At 44.9% G+C, this 16432-nt stretch carries 14 protein-coding genes and 3 pseudogenes; 6 read left to right on the plus strand and 11 right to left on the minus strand.

What is annotated here, in order from left to right; all coding sequences use genetic code 11:
• Window positions 1-69: 69 nt before the first annotated feature.
• The 3 genes from D9597_RS19875 to D9597_RS19885 are packed head-to-tail and all read right to left on the minus strand — an operon-like array spanning window position 70 to window position 2602.
• Window positions 70-1323, minus strand: coding sequence for a glucosyl transferase (locus D9597_RS19875; protein ID WP_130224175.1), 1254 nt, complete (start codon window positions 1321-1323; stop codon window positions 70-72).
• Window positions 1320-2243 carry a glycosyltransferase family 2 protein gene (locus tag D9597_RS19880; protein WP_130224177.1) on the minus strand — a complete coding sequence of 308 codons (924 nt, stop codon included), beginning with the start codon at window positions 2241-2243 and terminating at the stop codon, window positions 1320-1322. The genes D9597_RS19875 and D9597_RS19880 overlap by 4 nt, the downstream gene beginning before the upstream one ends.
• Window positions 2240-2602 (minus strand): GtrA family protein, encoded by a 363-nt coding sequence (locus D9597_RS19885; protein ID WP_130224179.1) that lies wholly within the window; start codon window positions 2600-2602, stop codon window positions 2240-2242. The genes D9597_RS19880 and D9597_RS19885 overlap by 4 nt, the downstream gene beginning before the upstream one ends.
• Before the next feature lie 266 nt (window positions 2603-2868).
• On the opposite strand from D9597_RS19885, the pseudogene D9597_RS19890 reads away from it, so the two are divergent.
• Window positions 2869-3241, plus strand: a pseudogene (locus tag D9597_RS19890) (tyrosine-type recombinase/integrase); the annotation flags it as partial.
• Window positions 3242-3289: 48 nt separating this feature from the next.
• Here D9597_RS19890 and D9597_RS19895 read toward each other — a convergent pair.
• Both D9597_RS19895 and D9597_RS19900 read right to left on the minus strand, forming a co-directional pair.
• Window positions 3290-3628: a DUF1294 domain-containing protein gene (locus D9597_RS19895; RefSeq protein WP_130210782.1), complete on the minus strand. Its 339-nt coding sequence runs from the start codon at window positions 3626-3628 to the stop codon at window positions 3290-3292.
• Window positions 3629-3744: 116 nt separating this feature from the next.
• Complete coding sequence (locus tag D9597_RS19900) at window positions 3745-4443, minus strand: TetR/AcrR family transcriptional regulator (RefSeq protein ID WP_130218374.1); 699 nt, start codon at window positions 4441-4443, stop codon at window positions 3745-3747.
• Between the two features lie 120 nt (window positions 4444-4563).
• On the opposite strand from D9597_RS19900, the gene D9597_RS19905 reads away from it, so the two are divergent.
• The 3 genes from D9597_RS19905 to D9597_RS19915 all read left to right on the plus strand — a co-directional run bounded on the left by D9597_RS19905 (window position 4564) and on the right by D9597_RS19915 (window position 7346).
• Entirely contained in the window at window positions 4564-5211 is a 648-nt protein-coding gene (locus D9597_RS19905) for a class I SAM-dependent methyltransferase (RefSeq protein WP_130218372.1), read from the plus strand.
• A 90-nt stretch (window positions 5212-5301) separates the two neighbouring features.
• Complete coding sequence (locus D9597_RS19910; protein ID WP_130224181.1) at window positions 5302-6597, plus strand: PHB depolymerase family esterase; 1296 nt, start codon at window positions 5302-5304, stop codon at window positions 6595-6597.
• Window positions 6598-6656: 59 nt separating this feature from the next.
• Complete coding sequence (locus tag D9597_RS19915; protein ID WP_130224183.1) at window positions 6657-7346, plus strand: tetratricopeptide repeat protein; 690 nt, start codon at window positions 6657-6659, stop codon at window positions 7344-7346.
• A 113-nt stretch (window positions 7347-7459) separates the two neighbouring features.
• On the opposite strand, the pseudogene rpmJ reads toward D9597_RS19915, so the two are convergent.
• The 4 genes and pseudogenes from rpmJ to D9597_RS19935 all read right to left on the minus strand — a co-directional run.
• Window positions 7460-7561, minus strand: a pseudogene (gene rpmJ, locus D9597_RS19920) (50S ribosomal protein L36); the annotation flags it as partial.
• Between the two features lie 387 nt (window positions 7562-7948).
• Complete coding sequence (gene ykgR / locus D9597_RS19925; RefSeq protein ID WP_064530486.1) at window positions 7949-8050, minus strand: small membrane protein YkgR; 102 nt, start codon at window positions 8048-8050, stop codon at window positions 7949-7951.
• A gap of 329 nt (window positions 8051-8379) precedes the next feature.
• A complete protein-coding gene (locus D9597_RS19930) occupies window positions 8380-8631 on the minus strand; it encodes a DUF1471 domain-containing protein (RefSeq protein ID WP_130210792.1) in 252 nt (83 codons plus the stop codon).
• Between the two features lie 133 nt (window positions 8632-8764).
• Complete coding sequence (locus D9597_RS19935; protein ID WP_130224185.1) at window positions 8765-9070, minus strand: hypothetical protein; 306 nt, start codon at window positions 9068-9070, stop codon at window positions 8765-8767.
• A 119-nt stretch (window positions 9071-9189) separates the two neighbouring features.
• On the opposite strand from D9597_RS19935, the pseudogene D9597_RS19940 reads away from it, so the two are divergent.
• Window positions 9190-9636 (plus strand): annotated as a pseudogene (locus tag D9597_RS19940) (LysR substrate-binding domain-containing protein); the annotation flags it as partial.
• 34 nt (window positions 9637-9670) lie between these two features.
• Here the strand turns inward: D9597_RS19940 and D9597_RS19945 are convergent.
• Together D9597_RS19945 and D9597_RS19950 are read right to left on the minus strand one after the other, a co-directional pair.
• Complete coding sequence (locus D9597_RS19945; RefSeq protein WP_130218362.1) at window positions 9671-10660, minus strand: aldo/keto reductase; 990 nt, start codon at window positions 10658-10660, stop codon at window positions 9671-9673.
• A 26-nt stretch (window positions 10661-10686) separates the two neighbouring features.
• A complete protein-coding gene (locus D9597_RS19950) occupies window positions 10687-11538 on the minus strand; it encodes an aldo/keto reductase (protein ID WP_130224187.1) in 852 nt (283 codons plus the stop codon).
• Window positions 11539-12102: 564 nt separating this feature from the next.
• On the opposite strand from D9597_RS19950, the gene fdeC reads away from it, so the two are divergent.
• On the plus strand, window positions 12103-16356 hold the full coding sequence (gene fdeC / locus D9597_RS19955; protein ID WP_130224189.1) for an inverse autotransporter adhesin FdeC: 4254 nt from the start codon (window positions 12103-12105) through the stop codon (window positions 16354-16356).
• Window positions 16357-16432 lie beyond the last annotated feature (76 nt).

Here is a 16432-nt window from a genome sequence, read left to right on the forward strand (position 1 = left end):
CCCTAAGTTTCGGGGGGGGTTATTGATGCAAAACTTAGATCAATAACATTAAGTAACTACCATTCAACATTAAGGCTGTTTTTTTATTAATGTCATCGTCCATCCTGCAGGGTTGAACTTGAAAGAATACGATTCTCCTGGTGCTAAGCTTTCAAATTTTTTAACTTGCTCTTTCCACCCGTAATCTGGGAGTGGGGTAAGATTGAAAAAATATAAACATGAGATTAACGATGTTGTATATAACATCCATGGTAGGAATTTAAAGTGCAAGTGGGAAATATAGTTTAAGAAGTAAACCAATACAGAGTACCATATAATTGTTGGTATGACAGAATATCTTCCTCCGCCATGAATTAATAATGGCCATTGCTCACTTGTAGATGAAAGCATTGGTTTTGCTAGTGAAAACGTTAATGTTAGTATTGCGAAAACTATTGCCGAGCGCATGGGGTAATTGGAAACAATAAATGTAAAAATAGTGATGGAAAGACAAATCATTGTAATTGCAATGCAAATTGAATCATGATTCCATAAAGGTGATAAAAAGTCACCATTAGCCCATAAACCCAGAAAAACCTTTGTTGTTAATATTTTGCAAAGTGTTGCGAAATTAGCTCCAAGAACCATATCAACTCTGGTCTCAGAGGATGTCATAATAATAGAAATAAATTGAATCAAACAAATGGCAATGAAAACGTATTCGTGAGTGGTTATTTTTTTTGTAGATAAGCGTTTTTGTATAAGTATATTTATCCCTACCATTGGAGCCATGAATACTATAAATGGACCACTTAGTCCACATATGATTATCGCTATATAATCGTGTGCTTTTTGATAATTATTTGTAGGCTTTGGAGCTAACATAACAAGAAGTAAATATAGTGATAAATACCAATGATCATTAGTAACATTGGCGTGCACTTCTGATACTTCCGGCATTATTATAATAAATAAAGCAGTAAATATTCTTGGTGTTATGTTTACGTAACTAAATCTTCCAGAGAGTATGAAAGATACAAGCAATGCCCTAACAATAATTGCGGAGATGTTAAAAATTAAAGGGGCATACATTAAATTAAAATTTAATGATATGGAGGCAATAAGTTTTGATATGGTTTGATAATATCCATTTTGAGGGAATATCATTGATGTGAATATGCCATTATTGTATGCCATAGCATACCATACATGACCATCTTCTGCCCAAAACTGCGGTGTTCTGATTATATCAGGACGGCGCAAATACATCAAAATAACCGCAATGAAAAATACAGCAATTAAGAAAAATAGTTTTTTTACATATGATGTTTTAAGGCTTTTCATTTTTGTTTCTCATTTTTGATGATGTATTTGGGACGATGTTTGCTTTCAATATAGATTCTGCCTATATATTCACCGAGAACACCAATCCCGATCAGCTGCACTCCACCCAAGAAAAGTATTGATACAAGCAGGGAGGGATACCCGCGTACTGGGTTACCAAAGATAAGAGTGTCTATAATCATCCATGCACCATATAAAAATGAAATGCTTGCAACAAACAAGCCTATATAAGTCCATACGCGAAGAGGAAAGGTTGAAAAACTTGTGATACCTTCAAGTGCCAGATTCCATAATTTCCAGCCATTAAATTTTGAGATGCCAGCAACGCGCTCTGCTCGTACATATTCAACGACATCCGTCTGACCACCCACCCAGCTTAGTATGCCTTTCATGAAAAGATTGCGCTCAGGCAACAGTTTAATGTTCTCCACAACCTCACGAGACATGAGTCGAAAATCTCCGACATTTTCCTCGATCTTTGGGGTGCTTATTTTGTTGTGTAATTTATAGAACCACTCCGCTGTCTTACGTTTCAGTCGTCCATCAGTTGAGCGGTCTGAACGTTTAGCAAGCACCATGTCAGCACCTGCCTGCCACTTTTCAATAAGATGAGGGATAACCTCAATAGGGTCTTGCAGGTCGACATCAATAGGAATTACAGCATCGCCGCTTGCATGGTCTAACCCTGCAAATAAGGCTGGTTCTTTACCAAAGTTGCGTGTAAATGACAGCGGAACAACTAGCGGGTCTGAAACAGCCAGCGCGTTAATAATTGACTCTGTGGCATCTTTACTTCCGTCATTTATGAATATAATTTCTACTTCATATGGCTTCAACTCTTGGAATTCACGTACCGTCTTATAGAAAACAGGTATCGCTTCTTCTTCATTGAAGACAGGAACGACAAGAGATATTTTCATTTCGCATCCCTAAAGACAATGAACTTTGAATAGACGAAACCGCACACCAGGCTGATGGCGGAGAAGGTGATAAGAGTGACTATTGGAGGAAGTGAGCATTTATCAGCAGCCCAACCAACAATCGCACTTAATATTCCCATGAATCCCACGTATAACATGTAGCGCATCGCTGTAGTCGATGCTTTGAATGTGAATCTTGCATTCGCGAAGAAGCTAAAGCTCACAGCCACTACGAAACCTGTGAAGTTTGCCAGGGCCTGACTGGTATGCGCGGCATAGATACATACACCAAAAACCACCCAGTGTATAAGTGTGTTCAGCACACCTATAGATGTGTACCTTACAAACAACTTTAACATTTATTTAACCAATGGGCTCCAAAAAACACGAAGTCTATCATCCAAGTCTCAATTGATCGATACTTGCTGTGGCTGATGAGACAAAACTGAGACACATAAGGCCTCACAATGGCTTGCAAGGCTTTACATGTTTTGATGTGGTGGGACGTGTGAGCGCAGTGTTGATGGTGTAATGCTTTGAATTAGAAGCGGATTCTTATAATTCGTAATGCGAAGGTCGTAGGTTCGACTCCTATTATCGGCACCATTTCAAACTCTTCCCAAGTCTATCTAAGTCAATTGACCCCGCACATACTACAGCTCACTGCCCGTTCCTTATCTTCCATTATCAACCGTATTTTCTTTAATGCGTTATCTGGTTACACAGGTAGTCCGCTGGTTGTTTTGGTGGCGAGATTGTTGATTATTACAGGTGTTCGAACCGGAGAGTGGAGAGCGGCGCTCTGGAGCGAATTCAACCTCGATAAAGCGATATGGGAGATCCCTGCGCAACGGATGAAAATGAGGCGGCCACATATTGTTCCGCTTTCAATTCAGGCAATTACAATACTCAAAACGCTTCAGATAATGACAGGAAATTATCCTCTAGTGTTTCCTGGTCGTAAGGATCCAAATAAGTGCATGAGTAAAGCGCCGGTGAAATAGCATGGAGCTACTGCCTGTAACTCCCGGAGCGGATACCGGGTTTTATGGTTGATACAATTCATATATCACAACTGACAGGATCATCACGTTCAATACGACGCTGATTGCGAAGTAGGTTCTGAATGGCTGTTTCTGTGTTTTATGTCGAAAGACCTGTTGACCAATAATTGCACCAACCCAACCTCCGACAAAGCCAAACACCAGCAGAGTTGCTTCTGGCACTCTGCGCCAGCCTCTACGTGCAGCCAGCTTATCAGTACCATAAATTACCAGGGTGAGCAGGTTTACGCATGTAACCCACGCAGCAAACGGCTCCGCCAGTAACACACTGCTGGCAGCCGTTAAAAGGAGGAGCAAATAGCAAAAACGATTCAGATTCATGGCGTATTTTAGTCATACCAGGCATGCGCTTGCTATCATTTTTGTATATCTCCCTAAACGGAATGGACTCAATTTTGGGGATTATGATGTTGTGTAAGTATCCCGCATAATCGTGGCTAGTTTTTGTTGACCACTTCAATCCCTTGTATAACAGTTTCGATACGCTCTTTTATTTCCTCAAGTTGTTGCTGACGACCTTCAGGTGTTAATGTCTGATCTTCGTTAACATCCAAAACCCATCGACGAGGAAGCAATGCGCCAAAAACAATATCCATTAGCATTCCAGCACAATTACCCGTATTTTTAACAGCAATACGCCCTTGAGATTGCTGAAGATCCAGCCATTCGATTAACAGTTCTCTTGAGCGAAGCGTTTTAGTGGCATATAAATAGTCTGAAAGCTCTGGAAAGAGAATTGATTCACGTGTCATTAATTTTAAGAGTGCTTCTCTCTCTTTAGCTTCTTCTTGACTTATATCTAATCGGAATATACGAAACAGAGTTTCATTAATGGGGAGCATCTCGTTTTCCGGTCTTGGGAGATCGAGGAACAGGGCTTTATATTCTTTAATTACTTCAGAAAAAATTTCCTTCTTATTACTGAATACCTCATAAATTGTTCTTTTTGATACTTTTGCCCGACGAGCAATTTCTGTGGTTGAGGTTTGGGCAAAACCAAGCTCAATGAAGGCACTATACGCGCCAATAACTATCGCTTTCTTACGCTCATCAAGCCCCGCACTTTTAGGTCTTCCCCGTCGCACCTGTGTTCTCACTTCGCTCTTGTTCTTCAAAACATTTACTCCTGCATTCATTTTTGGTACTTGACCAGTACCAAAAATGGTATCACTATACCAACAACATAAGCAATGATCATAACATGGTGTATGAAAACAACCAGGTAACATCACTTCATAAAATACAGGTCCTTATTTATGAGTCGATTAAATAATAGTATCTGCCCCATTCGTGATCCCCAGGTTATACGTGTTCTGGAACGCATGAATAATGAACGCAAACATCCCCCGCAGGAACTGTTTCGCGAAGCTCCGGCACTTGATCCTGAAAAATTTTCCAGTTATGGCTTTTCCATAGCCCCAGAACAGGGGGAACTTATCTACTTACTGTGCCGGGCAATGAAAGCCACTCGCGTTGTGGACTTTGCAACTTCTGTAGGTATGTCAGCGCTCTATTTTGCCGCTGCGATGAAAGATAATGGTGGCGGACTGGTGATTGGTTCTGAAATGGTACGGGAAAAGGCTGAAGTCGCGTCTCGAAATCTGGCAGAGGCAGGTCTTACGTCTTTTGTTGATATTCGTGTCGGTGATGCGAGAGAAACGCTGAAAGATCTCGGTGGTCCTGTCGATTTTATTCTTATTGATGGTTTCCCTCTTGCGGATGGCCCAAGCCTCGCTCGTAAGGTTACTGAGATCGTTGCGCCGCAGTTACGAGTAGGAGGATATATATTAAATGATAACGCAGAACCAGATTTTTTATCTTATATTCGTGATCCACAGAATGGTTTTATTTCTATAACATTGCCGATAAAACGAGGTACAGAGTTAGCACTGAAGATAAGTTAAATACAAGTACGAATGATAAAGTTGAAAAAATATAGTCCTGGTATCATGCTGATATTCATTTAATTTTTATCAAAAGTAAAGAGGTCATTTATGCCGACGCGCAGAGAGTTTTTAATTAAAAGTGTTGCGGGTGCTTTAGTTGTTTCAATGCCTCGCATTGTATTCGCAAACACAAACAACAAGGCAATAAAGGCTACAGCTATTACACAAGTTTTTGGTGACGGAGTTCGACTTATTGCGATAGCTGTAGAATTTGAAAAGCCTATAAATAAGGAAGAACTTTCGTCAACAGAGTTTAGCGTAAAAAATTATCATATCAATAAAGTGTTTATCAGTCAGTCAACAGCTTTGGTTGAGGCAAAATCAGGTAAGTACGCGATTCTTGAACTGGACTACAGCAAACCACAAAATGAATGGCAAGAAACTATAACGGACCCAACAATACAAAAAGCAGTTCCCAAACAAGGGCAAGGTAAACCCTCCTGGGTTGCAGGAGAAAAACTAAACCAAACTATTAGATATAAAGATGCATCTGCAACTGTGATTACACAATATACCACGCTGGAAACTAACGCCGTTTCAAATCTGGTGGTCGATAGTTTTAGACAAGGTAAATATAAAGACAATGAAAGCGGAAAAATACTAGAATATAATTTCTTTATTCCTGAAGAACAAAATAAAGTATTGCCATTGGTTCTTTTTATGCATGATGCAGGAGCTACCAGTGCACAAATAACAACGACTCTGTTTCAGGGGCTAGGTGCAGTAATTTGGGCAGAACCGGAAGAACAACTGAAACGTCCCTGCTATGTTTTAGCTCCTCAGTATAATGAAATCATTGCTGATGATGACTGGCGTACATCTACATTGCTTGATACAACAATAAATCTTGTTCAGTCTTTGATGAAAGAATATAAAATAGATCCTGAACGTATTTATGTTACTGGTCAGTCAGGGGGATGTATGCTGGCCATCGCTATGAATATCAAATATCCTGACTTTTTCACAGCGAGTTACCTGGTTGCAGGAAAATGGGATGCGGAACAGGTTGCTCCAATAGCTAAAAACAAATTGTGGTTTATGGCCTCAGAAGATGATGCAGGGGCTTTTCCTAGCTTCAACGCGATTACTGAACGTCTTGAGCAGTTTGGGGGAAAAGTTTCTCGTGCAGCATGGAATGGTCAATGGGACCCTGAACAATATCGATTTGCTGCCGACACATTGTTTGAAGAACAAAGTAATATCCGTTATACCGTTTTTATAAAAGACAGTGTATTTGATGAATACTCTTCGCGAGAAGGTGCCAGCGGGCATCGTAACACATGGCGTATTGCTTACAGCATAGAACCAGTTCGTGAATGGTTATTTAACCAACGCAAACAATAAAGTGTAGGCCAGACTGTCATCAGGTATCGTGTTGGCAGTCATTTTTACCGAGAGACAGAATGAAGGCGTTATTATTTGTAATTCTATTTTTTTCTGCATCTGTATATGCAGATACTCCACCAAAAATGAATTTTGATGAAATAATAACGCGCTCTGCTCAGGGAGATGCAGAAGCGCAAGCCAGATTGGGGGAAGCATACCTGAATGGAAACTACAATCAAACGGTGAATTATACTGAGTCTTTTAAATGGTTGACGAAATCAGCAGCCAGCGGAAACCCCCGCGCGAAACTGGATTTAGGGATTTTATATCTTAATGGATATGGCGTACCGTTTGATTATGCAAAAGCCTTAAGCCTTTTTGAGCAAGCTGACCTGGCGGGAGAAATGAAAGCTGCACGTTATCTTGGGATTATTTATGAAAGAGGATTAGGCGTTCCTCAGGATTATAATAAAGCGGCGAAATATTATAAGAAAGGCGATAAAAATAATGATATTACAGCGCAGTATCGTCTGGCTAAACTTTATGAACAAGGTAATGGCGTAAAACGCGATTATCAAAAAGCGATAAACCTTTATCTTAAACATATCAGCAGAATGGATCATATCACTGCTCCCAGTTTTGTGGCTTTAGGTGATATTTATTCTTTGGGATTGGGCGTAGAGAAAAATCCACAACTGGCTAAAAAATGGTATCAAAAAGCGGTTGATGCGGCTCATACACAGCATCAGCAGGTAGCAAGCCATTAATGAGTAAGAAGATACGTTTGCAGGAAAGTTAATGCTGGCGTACTGAATACACCAGCGTTAATCAGGCATGATTATGCAGCCAGCCTGGTGTCGTTGAACCTTCAAACTCAGAGTTAACGCTTTTTCTTGCGCCTCTGAACAGCCTTAAAGCGGGGATTAGATTTGCAAATGACATATAGCCGTCCTTTTCGCTTCACAATCTGACAGTCTGGATATGTGGGATTCCCGCAGCTAACTGAACGTGCCGGAAGTGAGATATGTTGTTGGCTATCGTTGGTGACGGCACTATTCAGTAGCCGAACTGCTGATTTATGTCACTACCCGCTGATCGGTATGAACGCATTGAGAATGTGGGTGAGCCTTGCTTTACCGGCTGATTATTTATCACGCAGCCAAAGTAACAATTTGGTAAACCAACATGCGCATTGGGTAACTAAAATGCTGACTCAATGCGCAATCTCTTTTAGTGCGGCACAAATACGGTTTCTTTAAACTTCCCTTCGAAACCGTACGAATATCCTTCCCCCCTGGCATAACTCTTACAAAGTAGGTGGAGGATACATATTTTAAATATCACCTAAGGGAATTGTTTTTAGATGTAATTAATAGTAATGGAGGAATAAATAAGCATATTCTACAACTGCAACCAAAACAACAATATTAATCAGCTTATTACTGATTTCTTGTATCTTATTCTCTTTCATTGGTATTTCCTCGCTTTAAAAAAGAGCGCACCTCATAAGCGCCTCTTATATAGATAACGAGTTTGGTCAACCAATTTTTTGAACTGTATCACAAATTTGGAAAGATGTATTACATCAATTATTACTAATCGCACACAAGTGATCCATAGTTTACGCTGAGATTGGCCCTGAGGATTACGCTGCTCTCCTTGTATGATCCCCGCATAATTGTGCTATTCACACTTAGAAATGTACCGTGTTTACAATCTGCTGAGACTGCATTTTCGTCGTAAGGACAAGCCATGGAACCGATGCTCATGATAAACAGTCCATGGCACATCATTTACTATTTACTTATAGATTTCAGCAACTCCGTGCAGTTTGTTATTCCCCGTGGTAGACAGGATTTTGAACGACGTTGCTCCTTGCTCATCAGCCTTACGAGAAAGCGCATTCGATAACTCATCAAGCGTCAAGGCATTGCTGGCTGAGATTACACCAATCTTTTCTTTGCCATCTGTATGATTAATTTCTTGCGCTGCAAATGCAACATTCACCGAAATAAAGCCCATGACTAATGTAGTAACAAGTAGTGTTTTCATAACTAATACCTAATCTAAGTTATATGTTTGAAAATGAATTAATATAGGAGAGAACGTCTCTTTCCTGATAATTGTACAGATTAAAGCTGTCATAATACTGACCGCTATATGATAAAATTGTCATATTTTAAAATTAGTTAACCTTGGTGTGCAGATTCAGGTCATTAATAATACATTCAGGTTCTTCATGCAGAGGCATATTGTCTATATCGAAAACCCCATCGTTTTTTTGAGGATTATCACTCTGCAGGTTTGCAAACAGAGGGGGCAGATCCTGCTGCGCTTCTCCTCGTTCTGCGACCAGTTCGAATGTTTTATTTTTAGCGGCGTCGTTGCTCAGGGTACTGACCAGATCCACGGGCTGATGACCCATTGCAATAGCGGTATTTACTACATGAATACCGATGCATCCTGTTGCTCCTGCAACGAGTATTTTCATGGTAAACCTCATGATAATTAATCTTTATTTTCGATACATACAGATTATCAATTATCATAATTGTCAGTAATGTGGCTAAAATAATTGTATCTATGAACGCCCTTCATGAGTGCGCATTGAAAAGTGTGGATAAGGATATGATTGCAGTGCGGATTGGACCAGAGATGCGGATGGCCGTGGTGGGGGCACCGGAGTATTTTGCCGCTAACGCCTTACCTGAAACGCCTCACGAGCTACAAAATCATCGCTGCATCAATATGCGTTTGCCAACCGCCGGTGGGCTTTACCACTGGGAGTTCGAGCGAGAAGGGAAACCACTTCGCGTCAAGGTTGAGGGGCAACTGACGTGTAGCCCATTGCCAGTAAGAATTGATGCCGCGTTATCAGGGTTTGGGATCGCTTTCCCTGAAGACATGGTTCAGAAGTATGTAAAGTCAGGCAAGCTTATTCATATGTTGCAGGAGGGGTGTCCAACTTTTCCCGGATATTACCTTTACTACCCCAGCCGCAAGCAGCATCCGCCAGCTTTTGCGCTGTTGATCGATGCACTTCGCTATTCAGAGTAACGGGTCCACATTTTGTTGTGGACCCGTTTGGGCATTAACGGCCTACGCGTGCCTGGTGCTCAGGCGAGTAACGTTCACCGACGATTTTAATTGTTTCCAGTGCCTCGGTTATCTGCTGCGTATCATTGCGCGAAAGAACAATGTCGACAGCACCCAGGTTTTCTTCCAGCCGGTGCAGTTTAGTGGTGCCAGGGATGGGTACAATCCATGGCTTTTGTGCTAACAGCCATGCCAGTGCGATTTGTGCAGATGTTACCCCTTTCTCCGCGGCCAGTTCACCTAACAAGGTGACCAGTTTTTCATTGGCTTCAATAGCTTGTGCCGCGAAACGCGGTACGGTGCTACGGTAATCATCCTTGCCGAAAGTGGTTCCTGGCTTAATCGACCCCGTCAGGAAACCTTTACCTAGTGGGCTGAAGGGGACAAAACCAATCCCCAGTTCCTCCAGCAACGGCAGAATTTCCTGTTCAGGCTCACGCCACCACATGGAATATTCGCTTTGCAGGGCGGTGACAGGTTGTACCGCATGTGCACGACGAATGGTTTGTGCTCCCGCTTCAGATAGGCCGAAATGTTTGACCTTACCTTCTGCAATTAGGTCTTTCACCGTTCCTGCAACATCTTCAATAGGAACATCCGGATCAACACGGTGTTGATACAGAAGGTCAATGACATCAGTCTTAAGGCGGCGTAATGAGCCTTCAACGGCTTCACGGATATGTTCCGGGCGGCTGTTTAAAATCTGCTGCTTATTATCATCGCCGAAGGTAAAACCGAATTTAGTGGCAATCACCACACGGTCACGAAACGGTTTTAAGGCTTCGCCGACCACTTCTTCATTCAGATACGGACCATACACTTCGGCGGTATCGAAGAAGGTGACGCCACGTTCAACCGCAGCACGAATAAGTTCGATAGCCTGGCGGGTATCGGTCGCCGGGCCGTAGCCGTGGCTTAAGCCCATGCAACCGAGCCCAAGGGCGGAGACTTCGAGTCCGGATTTACCCAGATAACGTTTTTGCATTGAATGAATACCTCTTTTATCGCGGCTTAAACATCAAGTTTGCGGCCAGTCAGCCATTCCACCATTGCGGGATCGCGGTGAGAGAAGAACGCGCTGGTTGCGGTATCCAGGGCGGTAATTTGCAGCATATCCTCAGGGCTGAGTTCAAAATCGAGAATGTTGATGTTCTCTTCCATGCGTTCTTTTCGCACTGATTTTGCCAGTGAAACAATGCCTCGTTGGTAGATCCAGCGCAGAACAACCTGGCCCACGCTTTTGCCATACTTCTCGCCAATTGCCGTGAGAACAGGATGCTGGAACAGACCATTTTTCCCTTCCGCAAACGGTGCCCAGGCTTCTGGCTGAATGCCACGACTTTGCATCCACGGAACGGCCTGTAATTGCTGGTTGAAGGGGTTAACTTCAATCTGGTTTACCGCCGGAACGACGTTATTAAAGGCGATAAGGTCAGCCAGTCGGTCAGGATGGAAGTTACTGACGCCAATAGCGCGGATCTTGCCTGCCTGTTGCAGTTCTTCCATGGCGCGCCAGGCACCGTGGACATCACCGTAAGGCTGATGAATCAAATACAGGTCAACGTAATCAAGTTGCAGTCGATTCAGAGAGCGTTCGAACTGGGCTTTGGCCCCTTCGTAACTGGTATCCTGCAACCAGAGTTTCGTGGTGACAAAGAGCTCGTTACGCGCAATGCCGCTTTGTTTCAGTGCGTTCCCGACCTGGGTTTCATTTTGATAGGAGGCGGCGGTGTCAATCAGTCGATAACCGGTGTTAATAGCGTCAATGACCGCTCTTTCGCATTCGGCGGCATCGGTCATCTGAAATACACCAAAGCCCAGCAGGGGCATTTCAATACCGTTGTTCAGTTTTACTTTTTGCATGGTGTTATCCTTCCGTTATCGTTCATGAGAAGCATAACGTAAAGGGAAGAGCTCGATTAGACGGCAGGATTTGTCAGGGTTTATGAACGAAATTCATAAATCTGTTTGAGTGTTGAGATGAGTAGTGCAAGTTCGATATCCCCGGAATTTACAGTCCGATGAAGAAAAATGAATATCCATAAAAATATATTGGTTTATCCTGGCGTATATACCTACTTCGACGTATTGCCAATCGTGGTAAATTAAAGATAGGTCATTATTATTCACTCTGAATAATGAATTATTCACTGTCCGCAGAGTAAGAAATATAACTTAGGTATCTATTTAATGACTTGCACAAAAAGCTAAATTTTCATCCATAAATAAAAATATAATCCCGCGCCCAACCACCTGATGAGTGGCTACAGACACTGGATATATTAGGTGGCGGTGTACTTTCTTACATAAAGGTATTTCCTTTTCTGCGGAAAAGGAAACCGGGAAATCCCCGGTTTTTCTGACAAGCAGACGCCATTATTTGTGTCTGCCTATGTTCGTTAATTCGTTCATCAGGAAATTATCTCAATGTCACGTTATAAAACAGGTCATAAACAACCACGATTTCGTTATTCAGTTCTGGCCCGCTGCGTGGCGTGGGCAAATATCTCTGTTCAGGTTCTTTTTCCACTTGCAGTCACCTTTACGCCAGTAATGGCGGCACGTGCGCAGAATGCGGTTCAGCCACGGTTGAGCATGGAAAATACTACGGTAACTGCTGATAATAATGTGGAGAAAAATGTCGCGTCGTTTGCCGCAAATGCCGGGACATTTTTGAGTAGTCAGCCAGATAGCGATGCGACACGTAATTTTATTACCGGGATGGCCACCACTAAAGCTACCCAGGAAATCCAGGAGTGGCTCGGGAAATATGGTACTGCGCGCGTTAAACTGAATGTCGATAAAGATTTCTCGCTGAAGGATTCTTCGCTGGAAATGCTTTATCCGATTTATGATACGCCGACAAATATGTTGTTCACTCAGGGGGCAATACATCGTACAGACGATCGTACTCAGTCAAATATTGGTTTTGGCTGGCGTCATTTTTCAGGAAATGACTGGATGGCGGGGGTGAACACCTTTATCGACCATGATTTATCCCGTAGTCATACCCGCATTGGTGTTGGTGCGGAATACTGGCGCGATTATCTGAAACTGAGCGCCAATGGTTATATCCGCGCTTCTGGCTGGAAAAAATCGCCGGATATTGAGGATTATCAGGAACGCCCGGCGAATGGTTGGGATATCCGCGCAGAGGGCTATTTACCTGCCTGGCCGCAGCTTGGCGCAAGCCTGATGTATGAACAGTATTATGGCGATGAAGTCGGGCTGTTTGGTAAAGATAAGCGCCAGAAAGATCCGCATGCTATTTCTGCCGAGGTGACCTATACGCCAGTGCCTCTTCTGACACTGAGCGCCGGGCATAAGCAGGGCAAGAGCGGTGAGAATGACACTCGCTTTGGCCTGGAAGTTAACTACCGAATTGGCGAACCTTTGGCGAAACAACTCGATACGGATAGCATTCGCGAGCGTCGGGTACTGGCAGGCAGCCGCTATGACCTGGTTGAGCGTAATAACAATATCGTTCTTGAGTATCGCAAATCTGAAGTGATCCGTATTGCTCTGCCTGAGCGCATTGAAGGTAAGGGCGGGCAGACGGTTTCCCTGGGGCTTGTGGTGAGCAAAGCAACACACGGTCTGAAAAATGTTCAATGGGAAGCGCCATCTTTGCTGGCCGCAGGCGGAAAAATTACCGGGCAGGGTAATCAGTGGCAAGTGACGCTCCCGGCTTATCAGGCAGGCAAAGACAATTATTATGCGATTTCTGCGGTTGCCTACGATAACAAAGGCAATGCCTCAAAACGCGTGCAGACAGAGGTGGTCATTACCGGAGCAGGTATGAGTGCCGAGCGCACGGCGTTAACGCTTGACGGTCAGAGCCGTATCCAAATGCTTGCTAACGGTAGTGAGCAAAAGCCACTGGTGCTTTCTCTGCGCGACGCCGAGGGGCAGCCAGTCACGGGTATGAAAGATCAGATCAAGTCTGAGCTGACGTTCAAGCCAGCTGGAAATATTGTGACTCGTACCCTGAAGGCCACTAAATCACAGGCACAGCCAACACTGAGTGAGTTCACCGAAACTGAAGCTGGGGTGTACCAGTCTGTCTTTACTACCGGAACGCAATCAGGTGAGGCAACGATTACGGTTAGCGTTGATGGCATGAGCAAAACCGTCACTGCAGAATTGCGCGCTACGATGATGGATGTGTCGAAGTCTACTCTGAGCGCGAATGAATCTTCAGGAGACGTGGTTGCCGATGGTCAGCAATCCCACACGCTGATGCTGACTGCGGTGGATACTGATGGCAACCCGGTGACGGGAGAGGCCAGCCGCTTGCGATTTGTTCCGCAGGATAGCAGCGGTGTCACCATTGGTACCATTTCGGAGGTAAAACCAGGCGTTTACAGCGCTACGGTTTCTTCGACCCGTGCCGGAAACGTTGTTGTGCGTGCCTTTAGCGAGCAGTATCAGTTGGGCTCATTACAACAAACGCTGAAGTTTGTCGCCGGGCCGCTTGATGCAGCACATTCGACCATCGCCCTGAATCCGGATAAACCGGTGGTTGGCGGTACAGTTACGGCAATCTGGTCGGCAAAAGATGCTAATGACAACCCTGTAACTGGCCTCAATCCGGATGCACCGTCATTATCGGGCGCAGCCGCTGCAGGTTCTAAGGCCTCAGGCTGGACGGATAATGGCGACGGGACCTGGACTGCGCAGATTTCTCTCGGCACTACGGCGGGTGAATTAGAGGTTATGCCGAAGCTCAATGGGCAGAACGCGGCAGCGAATGCGGCTAAAGTGACCGTGGTGGCCGATGCTTTATCTTCAGGCCAGTCGACAGTCTCTGTGGCAAAAGATCACGTAAAAGCAGGAGAAAGCACAACCGTGACGCTTATTGCAAAAGATGTGCATGGCAACGCTATCAGCGGCCTTTCCCTGTCGGCAAGCCTGACAGGTGTTGCATCTGCAGGGGCGACGGTATCCAACTGGACCGAGCAAGGCGATGGTTCCTATGTCGCTACGCTGACCGCAGGCGGAAAGACAGGTGAGCTTCTCGTCATGCCGCTATTCAACGGCCAGCCAGCAGCCACCGATGCTGCGCATTTGACTGTCGTAGCGGGGGAGATGTCATCAGCGAACTCTACGCTTGTTGCTGACAATGAGGCTCCGACCGTCAAAACGACGACGAAACTCACCTTCACCGTGAAGGATGCGTACGGGAACCTTGTCACCGGGCTGAAACCAGATGCACCGCAGTTTAGTGGTGCCGCCAGCACGGGGACAGAGCGACCTTCAGCAGGAGACTGGACAGAAACAAGTAATGGGGTCTACGTGGCGACCTTAACTCTGGGATCTGCCGCGGGTCAGCTGTCTGTGATGCCGCGAGTGAACGGCCAAAATGCCGTTGCTCAGCCACTGGTGCTGAATGTTGCTGGTGACGCATCTAAGGCTGAGATTCGTGATATGACGGTGAAGGTTGATAACCAGCTGGCAAATGGACAGTCGACTAACCAGGTAACCCTGACCGTTGTGGACACCTATGGTAACCCGTTGCAGGGGCAAGAAGTTACGCTGACTTTACCGCAGGGGGTGACCAGCAAGACGGGGAATACGGTAACAACCGATGCGGCAGGTAAAGCCGACATTGAGCTGATGTCAACGGTTGCCGGGGAACACAGCATCGCGGCTTCGGTGAATGGTGCTAAGAAGACGGTTACGGTGAAATTCAAGGCGGATTTCAGTACCGGTCAGGCGACCCTGGAGGTTGATACCGCCGCGGAAAAAGTGGCAAACGACAAAGATGCCTTTACGCTGACGGCAACGGTTAAGGATCAATACGGCAACCTTCTGCCTGGCGCTGTGGTCGTCTTTAATCTGCCTCGAGGCGTCAAACCGCTTGCAGACGGTAATATCATGGTGAATGCCGACAAGGAGGGTAAAGCGGTACTGAAAGTGGTTTCCGTGACTGCCGGAACCTATGAGATCACGGCGTCGGCAGGAAATGACCAGCCTTCGGATGCGCAGACTATAACGTTTGTGGCCGATAAGGCGACCGCAACCGTCTCCGGTATTGAGGTGATTGGCAACTACGCACTGGCGGATGGCAAAGCCAAACAGACGTATAAAGTTACGGTGACTGATGCCAATAACAACCTGTTGAAAGATAGCGAGGTGACGCTGACTGCCAGCCCGGCAAATTTAGCTCTGGATCCGTCTGGCACAGCGAAGACCGATGAGCAGGGGCAGGCTATTTTCACCGCCACGACCACTGTCGCAGCGAAATATACACTCACGGCGAAAGTGAGTCAGGCCGACGGTCAGGAATCGACGAAAACTGCCGAATCTAAATTCGTCGCGGATGATAAAAACGCGGAGCTCGAGGCCTCAACTGATACACCTTCTCTGGTGGCGGATGGGGTAACGACCGCAACACTGACGGTTACCCTGTTCTCGGCAAACAATCCCGTAGGAGGAAGTATGTGGGTCGACATTGACGCTCCGGAAGGGGTGACAGAGGCGGATTATAAGTTCCTGCCGTCGAAGGCCGACCATTTCTCGAGCGGGGAAATCAAGCGCAAATTTAGTACCAGCAAGCCAGGTGTCTATACGTTCACATTCAACGCACTGACGTATGGCGGGTACGAAATGAAGCCTGTGAAGGTGACAATTAACGCCGTTGCTGCAGATACTGAAAAGGGCGAGGAGGAGATGCCATAATTTGAATAGTATGAACGTTACGATCTAATAAAGAATAATGGCATTGAAATATTCAATGCCATTATTCACTGAATAC

The organism is Escherichia sp. E13S3, from assembly GCF_004212325.1.
Classification (GTDB): domain Bacteria; phylum Pseudomonadota; class Gammaproteobacteria; order Enterobacterales; family Enterobacteriaceae; genus Escherichia.

Coding starts and splice junctions, on each gene's coding strand:
- D9597_RS19875 (WP_130224175.1), bottom strand. CDS start 1,323: ATGAAAAGCCTTAAAACATCATATGTAAAAAAACTATTTTTCTTAATT.
- D9597_RS19880 (WP_130224177.1), bottom strand. CDS start 2,243: ATGAAAATATCTCTTGTCGTTCCTGTCTTCAATGAAGAAGAAGCGATA.
- D9597_RS19885 (WP_130224179.1), bottom strand. CDS start 2,602: ATGTTAAAGTTGTTTGTAAGGTACACATCTATAGGTGTGCTGAACACA.
- D9597_RS19895 (WP_130210782.1), bottom strand. CDS start 3,628: ATGAATCTGAATCGTTTTTGCTATTTGCTCCTCCTTTTAACGGCTGCC.
- D9597_RS19900 (WP_130218374.1), bottom strand. CDS start 4,443: ATGAATGCAGGAGTAAATGTTTTGAAGAACAAGAGCGAAGTGAGAACA.
- D9597_RS19905 (WP_130218372.1), top strand. CDS start 4,564: ATGAGTCGATTAAATAATAGTATCTGCCCCATTCGTGATCCCCAGGTT.
- D9597_RS19910 (WP_130224181.1), top strand. CDS start 5,302: ATGCCGACGCGCAGAGAGTTTTTAATTAAAAGTGTTGCGGGTGCTTTA.
- D9597_RS19915 (WP_130224183.1), top strand. CDS start 6,657: ATGAAGGCGTTATTATTTGTAATTCTATTTTTTTCTGCATCTGTATAT.
- ykgR (WP_064530486.1), bottom strand. CDS start 8,050: ATGAAAGAGAATAAGATACAAGAAATCAGTAATAAGCTGATTAATATT.
- D9597_RS19930 (WP_130210792.1), bottom strand. CDS start 8,631: ATGAAAACACTACTTGTTACTACATTAGTCATGGGCTTTATTTCGGTG.
- D9597_RS19935 (WP_130224185.1), bottom strand. CDS start 9,070: ATGAAAATACTCGTTGCAGGAGCAACAGGATGCATCGGTATTCATGTA.
- D9597_RS19945 (WP_130218362.1), bottom strand. CDS start 10,660: ATGCAAAAACGTTATCTGGGTAAATCCGGACTCGAAGTCTCCGCCCTT.
- D9597_RS19950 (WP_130224187.1), bottom strand. CDS start 11,538: ATGCAAAAAGTAAAACTGAACAACGGTATTGAAATGCCCCTGCTGGGC.
- fdeC (WP_130224189.1), top strand. CDS start 12,103: ATGTCACGTTATAAAACAGGTCATAAACAACCACGATTTCGTTATTCA.